Genomic DNA, 14434 nt, shown 5'->3' on the forward strand with positions numbered 1-14434 from the left:
GCGCCACCCCCACACAATTCGTGTCCCCGCCCCGTTCCCCATCCCGGCCACTCCTCGACCGCGGCCGCCGGTCCGTCCGTCGGGGCCGCCGGTTCGGCCGCCGTCTCGTTGCGGGCGAACTGACGCCGACGGACCGCTACCGCCTGCTCGCGCTCGCCGTCTCCCTCCTCGCGGGACTGGCGGTGTTCGTCCTCGCCACGCGACTCTTTCCGTACCACTCGACCAACGACGACGAGGCCGTCTACCTGCTGCAGGCGGCGATGCTCCTGGAGGGGCAGGTGGAGCTCCAGGCGGGCCCACTCGCCGACGCCGTCCGCCCCTGGTTCTTCGTTCAGGACGGCGGCCGCCTCTACCCGAAGTACAATCCGGTTCCGTCGGGGATGTTCGCCGTCTCGATGGCGCTCTTCGGGGAGCCGCGAGTGACGCTCGCGGTCGTGGCGGCGGGAAACGCGGCGCTGGTCTACGTCCTTGGATCGGCGATCTTCGACCGCTCGGTCGGCGTCGTCGCCGCAGCCGTCTTCGCCGCTTCGCCGCTCGCGCTGCTCACCTCCTCGGTCTTCCTCCCCTACGCGCCGACGACGTTCCTGAACCTGCTGTTCGCCGTCGCCTACCTCCGCGGCGTCCGCAACGGCCACCTCCCGAGTGCCGCGGCGGCGGGCGTCGCCGTCGGGCTGGCGTTCTTCGCCCGGCCGTACACGGCGGTGCTGTTCGCCACACCGTTCGTCGCCCACGCGCTGTGGCAGGTCGTGGGGACCGTCAGTCGCGAGGGCATCGGCGCCGTCCGCCGTCCGGTCCCCGACCCGATTCGGCGTAACGCGCTCACGGGCGCGCTCGGGCTTTCGTTCGTCGCACTGACGCTCGCGTACAACGCCCGCGTCACCGGGTCGCCGCTCGTGTTCCCCTACCAGGCGTTCGCCCCCATGGACGGCCCCGGCTTCGGTCGTCGGGTGTTGCTGGACCACAGCATCGACTACACGCCGGCGCTCGCACTCGAATCGAACGGGTACGTCCTCCGGTACTACGCGGCCCGCTGGATGACCGCGGGCCCGCTCGGTACACTCCTGGCCGTCTGCGGGCTCGGGCTCGCCATTCGGCAGTGGGTTCCGGGCAGCCCCCTCACGACGGATAGCGCCGACGACGCCGACCACCGCCGGACCGCTGGCGTTCTCCTCGCCGGTGTCCTGCCGGCGGTCGTTCTCGGGAATCTGGCGTTCTGGGGCAACCGCAACGCGCTCGCGACGATGACCGACCCGACCGACGGCCTCCTCTCACAGTTCGGGCCGTACTACTACTTCGACACGCTCCCCGTCCTCGCGGTGTTCGCGGGGGTCGCGCTCGTCGCGGCCTGGCGGACCCTCCGTCGCGGACGCGTCCACGCGTGGCTGACCGCTCGCACCTCCACGAATGGTGCGCGGCGGGTGGCCATCGCCGTCGCACTCGTGAGCGCGCTCGCGATCGGCGGCGCCAACGCCGCGGTCGTCTCGACGCCGGTCGAGCGCCACGCCGAACACACCGAGACGTTCGAGACGGCCTACGAGCCGTTCGAGGAGGCGGACCTCGAGAACGCGCTCGTGTTCCTTCCTCCGGAGTACGGGGAGTGGCTCGGTCACCCGTTCCAGGCGCTGCGCAACGACCCCGGGCTCGACGGCGAGGTGGTGTACGCCCTGGACGGCGGCGTCGAACGAGACTTCGCGGTGCTCGACGCCTATCCCGAGCGCACCTACTACCGCTACGCCGCCCACGGCGAGTGGTCGCCCGACCCCGACGACGAATACGTGCCGACGCTCCAGGAGGTAACGCTCCGGGAGGGCACGAGCTTCGACGGTGAAACCCGCGTCGGCACCCTCACCACCGTCGAGAGCGCGATCGTGCGCCTCGAAACGTCCGACGGCGAGACGGCCACCTACCGGATTCACGAACCCGGCGACGCGGTCACCGTCGAGTGGCGAGTCACGGACGGTCGCGCCGAACTGGTAACCGTCGACGACGGGACTGGCTCCAACGAGACGGTCGAGAACGGGTCCGTCCCGCTCGACGACGTCGACGACCTGGCCCTCTCGGTGACGATGCACGAGACGGTCGGGTCGTCGCTCACCTACCGCCAGGAGGTCCCCGTCCGGAGTACCGACGAGGGCGTCGAGGTACTCTGGCCGGCGGAGCGAACCGTGTGCACGCTCGTCACGCGGTGTGAGGACGAGGGCACCTACGTTCCCGGGGAATCCGACCTGTACCTCGACGGCGTCTCCTTCGAGGCCGAGCTGGACGTTCGGGAGTGAACGGGCGAACGCGGTTTGGCAGCCTCGGCCGAGTCGTCGCAGTCGTCACTGTGGGACACTGAGACGAGGAACGGCGAGAACGGAGGCGGCGCGACCGGTTACCGGAACCGCTCTTCGAGGGCGACTTTTACGATGGATTTCGCGATGGCGGCGCCACCCTGGAGCGGATCGAGTTTGGTCTCGCCAGCGCGCTCGCCGTACGCGATCGGATGTTCGCGGATGGCGTACCCGCGCATCAGGGGACGGATCAGCAGTTCCGCGGAGAGGCCAGTGTTCTCGGTCCACTCGATGTCCTCGACGACCTCGCGGCGGTAGGCGCGCATCCCCGTCGTGGTATCGTGGACGCGGGCACCCATCAGGACGCTCGCGACGGCGGCGAAGGCGTGGTTGCCGAAGCGGTTGAACGCGGGCATCGCCTCGGCGCCGTGGTAGAGGCGGTCACCGCTGACGACGTCGTAGCCCTCGTTGATCAGCGCGAGGAACTCGGGCAGTTGCTCCATCGGATAAGTGTCGTCACAGTCGGTCGTGACGACGATCGGTCGATCGGGCGTCAGGATCGCCTCCCGGACGGCGACGCCGTAGCCCTGGGGCTCCTGTTCGATCACCGTAGCGCCGCGCTCGCGGGCGATCTCGGGGGTCCGGTCACTGGAACCGTCGACGCAGACGACCTCGGCCTCGCCGTCGGTCACCTCTGCGATGTCGTCGAGGACGGTGCCGATGGCCGCCTCCTCGTTGTAGGTGCCCATCACGACGCTTACGTCCGCGAAGGTGAACACGTCCTCCGTCGTGGCCGTCTCGACTCCAGTCCCTGTATCGTCCGTCGCGGCTCCAGTCCCTGTATCGTCCGTCGCGGCTCCAGACCCGGCATCGGCCGTCTCGGTGCTCGCCCCCTCCTCGGCCGTGCCGGAATCGGTGTCTACCGCCGGCGATCCGTCAGCGTCGGTCGGTTCTTCGTCGGCGCCTCCGTCCGTCGAGTCCGCGTCGAGGGTACTCATTGCCGGTACTCTCGTCCGACCGGTCTTATATTTTTAGGTTTGCCTAAAATACCGATGTGCGTCAGAGCGACGCTTCGACGTGGTCGGCGCATTTGATGGCGAGTGCGGCGATGGTCAGGGTGGGGTTCAGCGCGCCGCCAGTGGGGAAGACGCTGCTGGAGGCGATCCAGCAGTTGTCGAGATCGTGGGTTCGCAGGTCGGGGCCGACGACGCTCTCGGCGGGGTCGGTCCCCATCCGGGTCGTCCCCATGTGGTGGTTCGCGGGGATGGTGCGGTCGGGGCCCTCCTGATAGGTGATCTCCGCACCGAGTTCTTCGAGGATGGCCTCCTGCACCTCGTTCGCACGGGCAAGCGTGTTGCGAGCGCGCTCGCCGACGGACCAGTGGACGTGCGGGGCCGGATTGCCGTGGTCGTCGGTCCGTTCGGGGTCGAGCGCGACGTAACTGTCCGCCCGCGGGAGCGTCTCGACGAGCGCGCCGACGGCGACGTGGCGGCCGTACTCCCCGCGAATGTGCTCCAGCAGGTCGTCACCCCAGTCGTCACCGGTGAATGCGAGCCCGACCGGCGTAGGACCGGCGTAGTTGAAGAACTCGAGTTTGAAGGGTCCCACCTCGTCGTCCGCGTCGTCGTAGAACTGGTGAGACTCACTCGTGAGAAAGCCGACGTGGTGCTGGCGCGTCGGTTCGTCGAGGACGCCCCAGGTGCCGGCGAACAGGTGGTCCATGAAGAACTGACCGACGCGACCGCTGGAGTTGGCGAGACCGTCGGGATAGTGCGGCGAATCCGAAAGCAAGAGGAGTCGGGGTGTCTCGACGCCGCCCGCGGCGAGGACGAACGCGTCGGCCTCCTGCCGGTGAGTCCCCCCGTCGGGCGTCGCGTAGACGGCTGCCGAGATTCGGTCGGCGTCGTGGTCGAGTCGCTGGACGGGCGCCCGATCGATCACGGTCGCACCACGTTCCTCGGCGCGCTCGATGTGGACGGTCGCGTCGTACTTCGCCCCGGAGGGACAGACCGGCTGACAGGTGCCGTAGCCGACACAGGCGCTCCGATCGTCGTATCGCTCGGAGTTGCGAGCGTTGGGCACCGAATGGGTATCGACCTCCAGCGCCTCGCAGGCCTCCGCGAACAGCGAGTCGCTGTAGGAGGGCGGGAAGGCGGGCATCGGGTGGGGTTCCTCGCGCGGCGGGGCGTGAGGGTTGTCGCTGGCGCCGGCCACGCCGAGTTCGCGCTCGGCGGCGGCGTAGTACGGCTGGAGGGCCTCGTAGTCGAGGGGCCAATCGACGCCGACGCCGCGGGTGCTCCGCGAGGCGAAGTCGTCCTCGTGGAGGCGCATCACCATCCCCTGCCAGTGGAGGGTCGTGCCGCCGACCCCCTTGACGCGGGCTCGATTCAGCGGGTAGTGGGCCTCCCCGGAGGCGCCGTAGGCGTCGCGTTCGGGGTCCCCATCCCAGACGGCCTGGCGGCCGGCCGACGGCCGGAGAAATCGCTCCTGGCGCGCACGGCGATCCGCCGGGTCGAACCGGGGACCGGCCTCCAGGACGACCACCTCCTTCCCGGCCGCTGCCAGTCGGTCGGCGACCAGCGCGCCGGCGGGGCCAGCGCCGACGACGCAGACGTCGGCGTCCGTGACCGGGGTGCGATCGCTCGTCCCGGGCGTCGGTTCGGCCGTTTCGGCGGGCGGCCAGTCGCTCACGGCGTCGGCCCCCGCTGGTAACTCCCGGTACCGCCGGGGTGGCCCGGCGGGTTCTCGATACCGATCAGTTCGCCGCCCGCCGGCGAGGCGTACAGCGCGAGCAGCAACTCGTTGATCACGTAGTACCGAATTCGCTCGACCTCGGTGCCGTCGGGATTCTCCGCCGCGGTCGCCACGCCTGCCGCCCGAAGCAGATCGTCGCGCTGATCGACCGACAGGTCGGCGAACGACGCGTCGTGACGCGTCGCCGCGTACCCGTCGAGGGTCTCGGCGGCCTCTCGAACGCCGGCGGCGTGAGACTCGTCGTCGAGACGACCGGCGAGGAACGTCTCGACGAACTTAGCGACGCCACTCACTTCGCCAGGATAGACCACTTCACCGGCGGCGACCATCGTTCGTCGAAGCTCGTTGTCTTCCTCGGGATCAGTCTCGCGGAGATGTGTGCCTACGGCCACGGCGCCGGCACCGGCCCCGACCGCAGCCAGCGCGGCCACCGCGTCCCGCCGTGACAGCTCCATGCCGGAGATTAGGTAAACCTAAACCTTATATTCGTTGGAACGCCTCCGATCGAGTAACTGTAGTCGGCGAGTCTGGTGGGTGTTATCGGCCGCGAACCGACGGCGGGAAGTGGACGCAGCCGAATCGGTTCACACGAACTGCCGACGGAAACCGTCGAGCGATCGGCGGCCGAGTCACGCCGACGAGGACGCACTGAACACTCGATCTATGAACATTCCACACGTACGTACGGATCGCAGCGAGGGTGAGGGGCTGCCGATCGGGTTGACACTGCTGTCGGGGGCGATCGCCGCGAGCATGCTGGTGCCGATCAGCTGGTTACTCTTCGAGGTACTCACGGTCGATCCCGAACAGGTCTGGTCGGACCTCACCCGGCCGCTCACGGTCGAGGTCCTCACCAACAGCATCCTGCTGACGATCGGCGTAACGACGCTATCGATCCTGCTGGGCGTTCCGCTGGCGTGGCTGACCGTCCAGACGGACCTGCCGTTCCGGCGATTCTGGACGGTCGTCGTCGCCCTGCCGCTCGTGATCCCGAGTTATATCGGCGCGTTCTCGTTCGTCTCGGCGTTCGGCCCGCGCGGGGAGTTCCAGTCGATCCTCTCGCCGCTGGGCGTCGATCGGATCCCGGAGATCTACGGCCTGCCGGGGTCGATCGTCGTCATCACGCTCTACACCTATCCGTACGTCTACCTGACGACGCGAGCGGGCCTGCTCTCGTTCGACCGGACGCTGCTAGACGCCGCGCGCACCTTAGATCACGGCCGCTGGGAGGCCTTTCGCCGGGTGACGTTCCCCCAGATCCGACCCGCCATCACTGCAGGCGCGCTGCTGGCAGCGCTGTACGCCGTCTCCGACTTCGGAACGCCGGCGATCATGCGTCTACGGGTGTTCACCCGTCAGATCTACGTCGAGTTCACCAGCTTCCAGTCGGAGTACGCCGCCGTCCTCTCGCTGCAGTTGCTCGCCATCGTCCTCGTGGTCCTGGCTCTGGAGTCTCGCGTCCGTTCTGGAGGGCGGACGGGGAGCGACGGCGCAGGTCGCGGTGACGCCGCGGATCCGGCCGTGTCGCTGGGCACGTGGCGCTGGCCAGCCACCCTGTTGCCAGCGGCGGTGTCGGGCCTGGCACTGCTGGTCCCGATGTGGATTCTCGGTCTCTGGCTGGTGAACGCCGACCCGAACGCCAGCGACGCGCTCGCGCTCCAGGGATACCACGTCATCAACTCGGTGAAGGTCGCCGCCGCGGCGGCCATCGTCGCCGTGCTGGCGGCCCTGCCCGTCGCCTACTTCGCAGCCCGCCACGACTCGCGGCTCTCGGACCTCTTCGATCGAGCAACCTACGTCGGCTTCGCCGTCCCGGGAATCGTGCTCGCGCTCGCACTGGTCTCGGCGGCCACCGCCTACGACGGCGCCCTCGGGACGCGATTCGACCTCGTTCCGACGATCTACCAGACGATCCCGCTGCTCGTGTTCGCCTACGTCGTCCGCTTCATGCCCCAGGCGGTCGGCACCATCCGGACGAACACGCTCCAGGTCGACCCGAAACTCACCGAGGCCGCCCAGACGCTCGGCTCCTCGCCGCTTTCCGCCTTTCGCAGGATCACCCTGCCACTCGTCAGGCCTGGCATCGTCGCCGGGGCCGCGCTGGTGTTCCTGACGGCGATGAAAGAGCTCCCGGTAACCCTGCTGCTTCAGCCACTCGGGTTCGAGAACCTCGTCACGCTCATCTGGGAGGCCCAGGAGCAGGCCTTCTACCAGTACGCCGTGATCCCCTCGATCATCCTGCTGGTCGTCTCCGGCCTCTCGATGGTCGTCCTCCTCTCCCAGGGCGGTCGCGAAGGACTCTAGCCCGGGCTCGCCTCGCCGTCTATCGGCTCGACCACCGACGGATCGTCGAACGACGGGTCGTTCACTGCCGTCGAGACGGGGTACGCCGTCATCGAATCTGCCGGGTGCGGCCGCAGGTCGGCGACCGGATCCGGCTCGCGCAACCACCGCCGTTCGGCGGCCGGTTCGAGAATCGCCGGCATCCGATCGTGTAGCTCCCCCACCAGTTCGTTCGGTTCCATCGTCACGATCGTCACCGTCTCCGACAGCCCATCGTCGTCGACGTCGCGTTCGATGCCGCCGCCGAACGCGTCGAGGCCGGCCTGCGAGTCGCCAGCCGGCGGCTCACGTCGCTCCCACAGCCCCGCCATCGCGAACGGCCGGTCGTCCTCGAAGGCGATCCGGTAGGGCTGTTTGCCGTTTTCGGTCGGGACCCACTCGTAGAAACCGTCGGCCAGGACGAGACAGCGTCCCGCTGCAGGCGTCTCGCGATCGGACGGCGCCCCCTCGTCGAACCCACCGTCGCTGTTCCGTTTCACGTACGCCGACCGAAAGCTCCGCGTCTCCGCGAGCGTCTCGGCACGCGCGTTGATCAGTCGGTCGCGATCGGCGTCGGCCCACGGCGGCGTGAATCCCCACTCGAGCTGGCGAACCGTCTCCGGTGCTTCGTCCGTGACAACCGGGACGGACTGGCCCGGCGCGGCGTTGTACGTCGGGGTGAACGAGCGCTCGAACCGCGCGTCGAATCGGTCTTCGACGTCCGGCGGCGGGACGAACAGCGAGTACCGGCCACACATACGCCCCGCTCGGGCCGCCAGCACCGAAATCGCTTCGGCCGTCGACGGCCGGGAGTGGGCGAGTGGCAGAGATAACGCGTCGTTGCCACTGCGACACCCGTCAGTTTGGCCAGTAAATCGGCCCCTTCGACAGGCGAGCGGTCAGTAAGGCGTCCGTACCCTTGTGCGTCCGCCGGAAGGGATCGTCCATGGACGCAACGCGAGACGGTGAGCGCGAACCCGTCGAATTCGTCGTCAGCGCGGACGGACGACTCGAACTGCGCGACCCCGATCGACAGGGGCAGTGGCTCTCGACGGACCGACCGGTCGAAATCGTCCGGTAAGAACACCACGTCCACCACGGGCGTAACCCAGTGGCGACAGCGCGAAGAAATTACGACGAGTCGGCGTTTTCGGCGTGTGCCTCGATGTTCGCCCAGACCTCACCCATCACGTCACCCGTCTGTTCGACGAGCGCCTCGACCGCCGGCCCGCAGTCGCCCGGTGCACAGCCGAGATCGCGGATTGCCTTCGTCGTCGAGGCGTGATAGGCGTGGACGACGCCATCGTCCTCGTAGACAACCGTCGTACAGGGCAACAGGCCCGCGAGTTGCGGATCGATCTCGAGGGCATCCCTCGCGATTTCGGCGTGACAGACGACGATCAGCGCCGTCTTTCGGATCTCCTCGTCGAGGACGCCCGCGACGTACTCGTCCAGCCGTGTGAGCGCGACGGTCTCGAACCCCTGGTACTCGTGTTCGAGCTGGACGTGCGCGACGGCGTCCTCGAATTCCAGATCGAGCGTGGTGTGTAACGCCTCTTCGACGGTGGGTGCGGGCTTCGGCGTGGCCATACGTTGCCGCTTCGGGCGCACCAATATTAAACGCTGGATTCGAGACACATGTTGGGAGAATGCGCTCCGGGTCGCTTCGTTCCCCGTTCAGATTCTCGCGGTTCTCACTCACTACGTTCGTTCCGAACCGCGCAGTTCACGAAATCGAGGATCTCGCTCACACTCGATCCTCGCTCCGCCAGGACAGGGATTTGAACCACGCGAAGACGGTCGGCTCGCTCAGCTCACGGTTACACCGTTCGCATCGCGGTTCTCACTTCGTTCACGGGTCGTTTCACTCCCCGGTCACACAAACGAGGCCTCGCGTGCGCTCGGCATCGCACTCGTTCCGAACCGCGCTCCGCTCGCCGCTGCGACTTCTCTACTTCAAATCCCTTTGTCGGGTATCTGCCGCTCACGGTATTGTTCGCGGCAGAATACGCCAGGACAGGGATTTGAACAGATGCGAGACGTTCCGGGCGTTCGGCCTCGTTTCACTCGGCCGTTCCGGGGCTGCGACTCGCGTGTTCAAATCCCCTCTTCCAGCGTTTTCGCGTCACGGGTTGTTCGCGACGCTACGCGTCGCTCACGGGTCTGTGACGCGAAAAACGCCAGGACAGGGATTTGAACCCTGAATCCCGAAAGGGAACACGCTTTCCAGGCGTGCGCCTTACCGTTCGGCCATCCTGGCTCGGTCGAAGATTGCCGAGGGGTTCGAATAAGTCTTGCGAGGTTGGTCGACGGAACCCCGTTCGGGGACACGCACGAGGTCACACGCCGCGGTCGATCAGCGACCGTGCTCGCGCGCCCACACGAGGAGTCGGCGTTCGTATCGGTACGTCACCGCCGCGGTGACGACGGCGACGGCGAGTCCGATCGTGACGACGGCACCCAGCGGGACCGCCAGCGCGTCGAGTGCAACCGCGCCCTGGGCGAGCACCAGGAAGGTCAGTCCGCCAACGAGCCCCCACAGTGAGGCGGATTTCGCGCGCGGGTCCACGACTACTCGAGGTTCGCGATGGCCTCGATCTCGACGCCGACACCTTTCGGCAGGTTCGCCACCTCGACGGCGCTACGGGCCGGCGGCTCGTCGTCGAAGTAAGTCGCGTAGGTCTCGTTCATCGCCTCGAAGTCGTCGATGTCGCCGAGGAAGACCGTCGTCTTGAGCACGTCCGCGGGCGTCGCTCCCTTCTCTTCTAAGATCGCGACGAGGTTGTCGAGCGCCTGCTCGGTCTGGACGGCGATCGGTTCGTCGTCGAGGAGGTCGCCCTCGGGCGTCATCGGAATCTGGCCGGCCGTAAAGAGAATCGAGCCGTTCGTCGTCGCCTGACTGTACGCCCCGACCGCTGCCGGTGCGTCGTCCGTACTGATGATTCGCTTCATACTGATCGATGGACCGGGCTAGGACATAAATGGCGGCGAAACCGACGCGGGCTCTAGTCGCCCGGCGATTTTCACCGACACGACTTGACCCTGACGGGCGACTCCGTCGTTCCTCCTGACAGGGCGTTGGGAACCGCGCGACCGGCGGTCGCTCACTCCTCCGCTTCCAGTTCGAGTTCGAATTGTTCGTTCTCGGTGACGGCGTTGAGCACGACGCTCGTATTCGACTCCTTGATGTCGGGATCGGTCAACAGCGCCTTGATCTGCTCGTTCATCCCGTCGGTGTCTTTGAACTTCCCGACGGCGGTCACGTCGTAGTCGCCGGTCACTTCGTAGACCGAGGTCATCTGGCGGTGGCCACGGAGCCGGTCGGTGATCTCGGGGAGGGCGTCGCCCTCGACCTTGAGTTGAATAATCGCCGTGACGTCGTAACCGAGCGCGCCGTAATCGACGCGCGGTGTGTAGCCGTCGATCACGCCGCCATCCTCGAGGTCGGCCAGGTGGTTCGAGATCGTCGTCACCGAGACGTCGAGTTCCTCCGCGAGGCTTCGCAAACTCGCCCGTCCATCGCCCAGAAGTGAGTTCACCAACTTCGAGTCGAGATTTTCGTACGTCATCGAATCGACCTACTCATCGGACCCACTATAACTTTACGAATGTACGATTACACGGAGAACATCGGAGGTTTGCGCGGAACAGTAGGGTTTTAGTGGTTGAGATAGACGTGATAGACGAGCTTCGGATGACAACCGGCAATCTCACAAGCGCGGAGGAAACAGTGCTCGAAACGATCGAAGATGAAGATATCGACTTTCTCCGGTTACAGTTTACTGATATCCTTGGCGTGGTGAAAAACGTCTCGGTTCCGGCCCGCCAGGCGGAGAAAGCGTTCCGCGAAGGGATCTACTTCGACGGCTCGTCGATCGAGGGATTCGTCCGGATCCAGGAGTCGGACATGCGCCTCATCCCGGATCCAAACACGTTCGCCATCCTGCCGTGGCGTACGAACGAACACGGCGCCGCCGCCCGGATGATCTGTGACGTCGTCGATACGACGAGCGGCGAGCCGTTCGCGGGCGATCCCCGGACAGTGCTCAAGCAAGCGATCGACCGGGCGAACGAGATGGGTTACACCGTCAACGCCGCACCCGAACCCGAGTTCTTCCTCTTCGAGGAGGACGAGGAGGGACGTGCGACGACGCAGACCAACGACGCTGGCGGCTACTTCGACGTCGCGCCGAAGGACTTGGCGAGCGACGTTCGCCGGGACATCATCTACGGGCTGGAGAGCATGGGCTTCGAGATCGAAGCCAGCCACCACGAGGTGGCTCGCGGCCAGCACGAGATCAACTTCGAGTACGACGACGCCATCTCGACGGCCGACAACGTCGCGACCTTCCGCACCGTCGTCCGCGCCATCGCCGCTCAGCACGACCTCCACGCGACCTTCATGCCAAAGCCCATCGCGAAGGTCAACGGCTCCGGCATGCACATGCACGTCTCGCTGTTCACCGAAGACGGCGAGAACGCCTTCCACGACGGCGACGACGAGTTCGACCTCTCCGAGACGGCCCACGCCTTCCTGGAGGGAGTGCTCGAACACGCACCCGCGATCACGGCCGTCGCCAACCCGACGGTCAACAGCTACAAGCGACTCGTTCCGGGCTACGAGGCCCCAGTGTACGTCGCCTGGTCCGACCGCAACCGCTCTGCGCTCATCCGGAAACCCGCCGCCCGGGTCCCGGCCGCCTCACGCATCGAGCTTCGGTCGCCGGACCCATCGTGCAACCCGTACCTCGCACTGGCGGCGATCATCCAGGCCGGTCTCGACGGCATCGAACGCAACCTCGAGGCTCGTGACCCGGTCAGAGAGAACATCTACGAGTTCGACGAGGCGAAACGAGCCGAGTACGGAATCGACACGCTGCCCTCGAACCTCGGCGAGGCGATCGACGCCTTCGAAGCCGACGAAGTCGTCCAGTCCGCACTCGGCGAACACGTCAGCGAGAAGTTCGCCGAGGCCAAGCGTCAGGAGTTCGAAGACTACCTGGTCGATGTCTCGCAGTGGGAACTCGATCGGTACCTCGAGACGTTCTAACGGCTGCCAGCACCCGTTCGATCACATCTTCGGCCAGAACGAGCGACCCCGTCCCACAAAATCGACGTCGTGACTGTCCGGATGATTTTTCCCGACCAATCAGGAACGCCACTCTCCCACGCGGTTGCGAAGGCGACCGGGGAGACCGAGCGCCGTGATCGTCAGCCCGAACACGACCATCAGGAAGTACACCCCCAGCGTCGAGGTCCAGACGACGAACATGGCCAGGATGGCCCAGCCCGACGACAGGAAGTAGTACGCGGCGATCGTCATCGCCGTCCCGTACAGCAACACGAGGTAGGGACCCCAGCCGTGGGCGTGACCGCGTCGAACGCGACGACGGACGTACCGCTTCAGGTCGGCCTCCAGCGTCTCGCGCTCGACCGTTCGATCGTCGACGCCGGCTTCGAGCGCCTCGAGATCTCCGCGCAGACGCTCGATCTCCTCTCTCAGGGCCGCCGGATCGTCCGATCGATCGCGGGTACGACCGCCGTCGGCACGCCGGGTGCCGTCACGGCTCTCGTCGTCGCGGTCGGTGGCGTCGTCTGTCATCGCTGCCTGGCGGAACTGTCGAGAGCCGGGACTTTGTAGCTGCCGGTCCGGTTCGACGACCGATAGGGGCGGACCCCGTCTCCCGGAGCGGAATCGTCGGCGATTGGACGCGCCGTCGAGGCCACTCGGCGTGCCGAGACCGCCCAGGGAGACGCGGACGAGTCGCCGACGAGCCGACGAAAAACAGACAGCAGGCGAGGACCGTCCCGCGACCGACACACGGTCCGTTCGTGTCCCCCCCTTTTTCATAGACAAACACGGCGGCCACATCGGCGGTTTCGGCCGATCTATGGCCAGCGGGAGGTTACGATTCCAGCACAGGTTCCGTCGCGGCTCGGATCTCGTCGACGTCGGCGTCGGTCTTGAACGCGGTCCCGCTGTAGTGCGCCGGCGAGGCCTCGTACCCGGCGTCCCGAAGCGCCGCGAGGAAATCGTCCATCGCGTTCGCCGGGAGCGTCCACTCCTTGCACAGGCGGTGCTGATCGTAGTGTGTTGGCTCGTCGAGTTCGGCCTCGAGCGTCGAACAGAGGTCCCTTGCTCGCTCGGCCGTCCCGAACGACGACGGAATCCGTTCGCGAACGGCTGCGACGAACGCCCGATCGTGGGACGCGTCCAGCCAGACCGGGCCCGCCGTCAGGACGCGACTGGCGCCACACGCCGGACAGGTCTCGAGCGGGTCGGCGAAGTGACCGCGTGTGTGCTCCCGGTAGAGACAGTCCTCACAGTGAGAGACGAACCCGAGCGCGTCCAGGGTGGCGTCCGCCGCAGTCGCCCGGTGGTCGAGTTCGAGAAACGTCCGTACGTAGTGACTCTTGGCGTACGTGAAAAGGGGCGTGACGCCGATATCGTACCGCGCCGCCGTTCGGGCGAGCGCCGAGAGCAGGACGCGAACGCCCATCTCGGCGTGGTAGTCCGTGTTCCGGGGGACAGCCGAATACGAGCGGATGCCACTCTGAAGGTGGGCACCACACAGCGGGGCAGTGTCGGTCGCCGTCACGCAGACCAGATTCCGTGCGTTCGCGAACGCGGCGTCCGCGAACGGCATCGGCGTCCCGTACGGATCGAGATCGATCACGTCGAGCGCCCGGTCCATGTCCCGCCCACAGCCGTACATGAACGCGTTCGCACCCTCCTGCACCACGTCGAACGTCTCCTCCACGTCGTTTCGCGCCGCGTTCTCCCGCGCCAGCGACACGGCCCGTTCGTCCGTGTCGACACCCATCGCCGTCCACCCGTTCGCCGCCGCTCGAATCCCGCGGACGCCGCTGGCCGTCATCGCGTCGAGATACGTCGCCGCACGCGGCTCGCACTCGTCACGGAACGCATCGAGGACGGCGATAGTCAGATCCCGGTTCAGTTCCTGACGCGGATTGTAGAAGACCGCCCCTTCGACACCGTCGGTCGATTCGGCCGGGACTGTCAGTTCGACGCCGCCCTCCGAGACGCGCATACCCGGGTTCGGGCCGCCCGGGCGAAAAACGCC

13 protein-coding genes, 1 tRNA gene and 1 pseudogene are annotated in these 14434 nt (G+C 66.8%); 4 read left to right on the forward strand and 11 right to left on the reverse strand.

The genetic code is table 11. The features are described 5' to 3' along the window. The first annotated feature begins 20 nt into the window (after positions 1–20). Positions 21–2276 (forward strand): DUF7846 domain-containing protein, encoded by a 2256-nt coding sequence (locus HALRU_RS12970; RefSeq protein WP_015301842.1) that lies wholly within the window; start codon positions 21–23, stop codon positions 2274–2276. A 98-nt stretch (positions 2277–2374) separates the two neighbouring features. Here the strand turns inward: HALRU_RS12970 and HALRU_RS12975 are convergent, their stop codons facing one another. The 3 genes from HALRU_RS12975 to HALRU_RS12985 all read right to left on the reverse strand — a co-directional run bounded on the left by HALRU_RS12975 (position 2375) and on the right by HALRU_RS12985 (position 5482). Next, positions 2375–3052, reverse strand: coding sequence for a dolichyl-phosphate hexose transferase (locus HALRU_RS12975; protein WP_148680697.1), 678 nt, complete (start codon positions 3050–3052; stop codon positions 2375–2377). A 280-nt stretch (positions 3053–3332) separates the two neighbouring features. Then, positions 3333–4964 (reverse strand): GMC family oxidoreductase, encoded by a 1632-nt coding sequence (locus HALRU_RS12980; RefSeq protein ID WP_015301844.1) that lies wholly within the window; start codon positions 4962–4964, stop codon positions 3333–3335. Then, positions 4961–5482 (reverse strand): gluconate 2-dehydrogenase subunit 3 family protein, encoded by a 522-nt coding sequence (locus HALRU_RS12985; RefSeq protein ID WP_015301845.1) that lies wholly within the window; start codon positions 5480–5482, stop codon positions 4961–4963. The genes HALRU_RS12980 and HALRU_RS12985 overlap by 4 nt, the downstream gene beginning before the upstream one ends. Positions 5483–5690: 208 nt before the next feature. Here HALRU_RS12985 and HALRU_RS12990 point away from each other — a divergent pair, with 208 nt between their 5' ends. Then, a complete protein-coding gene (locus HALRU_RS12990) occupies positions 5691–7331 on the forward strand; it encodes an ABC transporter permease (protein ID WP_015301846.1) in 1641 nt (546 codons plus the stop codon). Here HALRU_RS12990 and HALRU_RS12995 read toward each other — a convergent pair. Beyond that, entirely contained in the window at positions 7328–8107 is a 780-nt protein-coding gene (locus HALRU_RS12995; RefSeq protein WP_015301847.1) for an SOS response-associated peptidase, read from the reverse strand. The two genes, HALRU_RS12990 and HALRU_RS12995, sit on opposite strands and share 4 nt — an antisense overlap. A gap of 188 nt (positions 8108–8295) precedes the next feature. Here HALRU_RS12995 and HALRU_RS16140 point away from each other — a divergent pair, with 188 nt between their 5' ends. Further along, positions 8296–8430, forward strand: a complete 135-nt coding sequence (locus tag HALRU_RS16140) for a hypothetical protein (RefSeq protein WP_015301848.1) — start codon at positions 8296–8298, stop codon at positions 8428–8430. 50 nt (positions 8431–8480) lie between these two features. Here HALRU_RS16140 and HALRU_RS13000 read toward each other — a convergent pair whose 3' ends face one another. The 5 genes from HALRU_RS13000 to lrp form a co-directional block, all read right to left on the reverse strand. Further along, complete coding sequence (locus tag HALRU_RS13000) at positions 8481–8939, reverse strand: DUF302 domain-containing protein (protein WP_015301849.1); 459 nt, start codon at positions 8937–8939, stop codon at positions 8481–8483. A gap of 588 nt (positions 8940–9527) precedes the next feature. Further along, positions 9528–9609, reverse strand: a tRNA-Ser gene (locus HALRU_RS13005). 96 nt (positions 9610–9705) lie between these two features. Beyond that, positions 9706–9918 (reverse strand): hypothetical protein, encoded by a 213-nt coding sequence (locus HALRU_RS13010; RefSeq protein WP_015301850.1) that lies wholly within the window; start codon positions 9916–9918, stop codon positions 9706–9708. A gap of 2 nt (positions 9919–9920) precedes the next feature. After that, positions 9921–10301: a Rid family detoxifying hydrolase gene (locus tag HALRU_RS13015; protein ID WP_015301851.1), complete on the reverse strand. Its 381-nt coding sequence runs from the start codon at positions 10299–10301 to the stop codon at positions 9921–9923. A gap of 152 nt (positions 10302–10453) precedes the next feature. After that, complete coding sequence (lrp, locus tag HALRU_RS13020) at positions 10454–10918, reverse strand: HTH-type transcriptional regulator Lrp (protein ID WP_015301852.1); 465 nt, start codon at positions 10916–10918, stop codon at positions 10454–10456. A 125-nt stretch (positions 10919–11043) separates the two neighbouring features. Here lrp and glnA point away from each other — a divergent pair, with 125 nt between their 5' ends. Then, positions 11044–12399: a type I glutamate--ammonia ligase gene (gene glnA / locus HALRU_RS13025; RefSeq protein ID WP_015301853.1), complete on the forward strand. Its 1356-nt coding sequence runs from the start codon at positions 11044–11046 to the stop codon at positions 12397–12399. Between the two features lie 99 nt (positions 12400–12498). Here glnA and HALRU_RS13030 read toward each other — a convergent pair. Both HALRU_RS13030 and HALRU_RS13035 read right to left on the reverse strand, forming a co-directional pair. Next, positions 12499–13005, reverse strand: a pseudogene (locus tag HALRU_RS13030) (hypothetical protein); the annotation flags it as partial. Positions 13006–13255: 250 nt separating this feature from the next. Then, positions 13256–14401 carry a tRNA (guanine(26)-N(2))-dimethyltransferase gene (locus HALRU_RS13035; RefSeq protein WP_015301855.1) on the reverse strand — a complete coding sequence of 382 codons (1146 nt, stop codon included), beginning with the start codon at positions 14399–14401 and terminating at the stop codon, positions 13256–13258. Positions 14402–14434 lie beyond the last annotated feature (33 nt).

Origin of the sequence: Halovivax ruber XH-70, assembly GCF_000328525.1 — an archaeon.
In the GTDB taxonomy this organism is placed as follows: domain Archaea; phylum Halobacteriota; class Halobacteria; order Halobacteriales; family Natrialbaceae; genus Halovivax; species Halovivax ruber.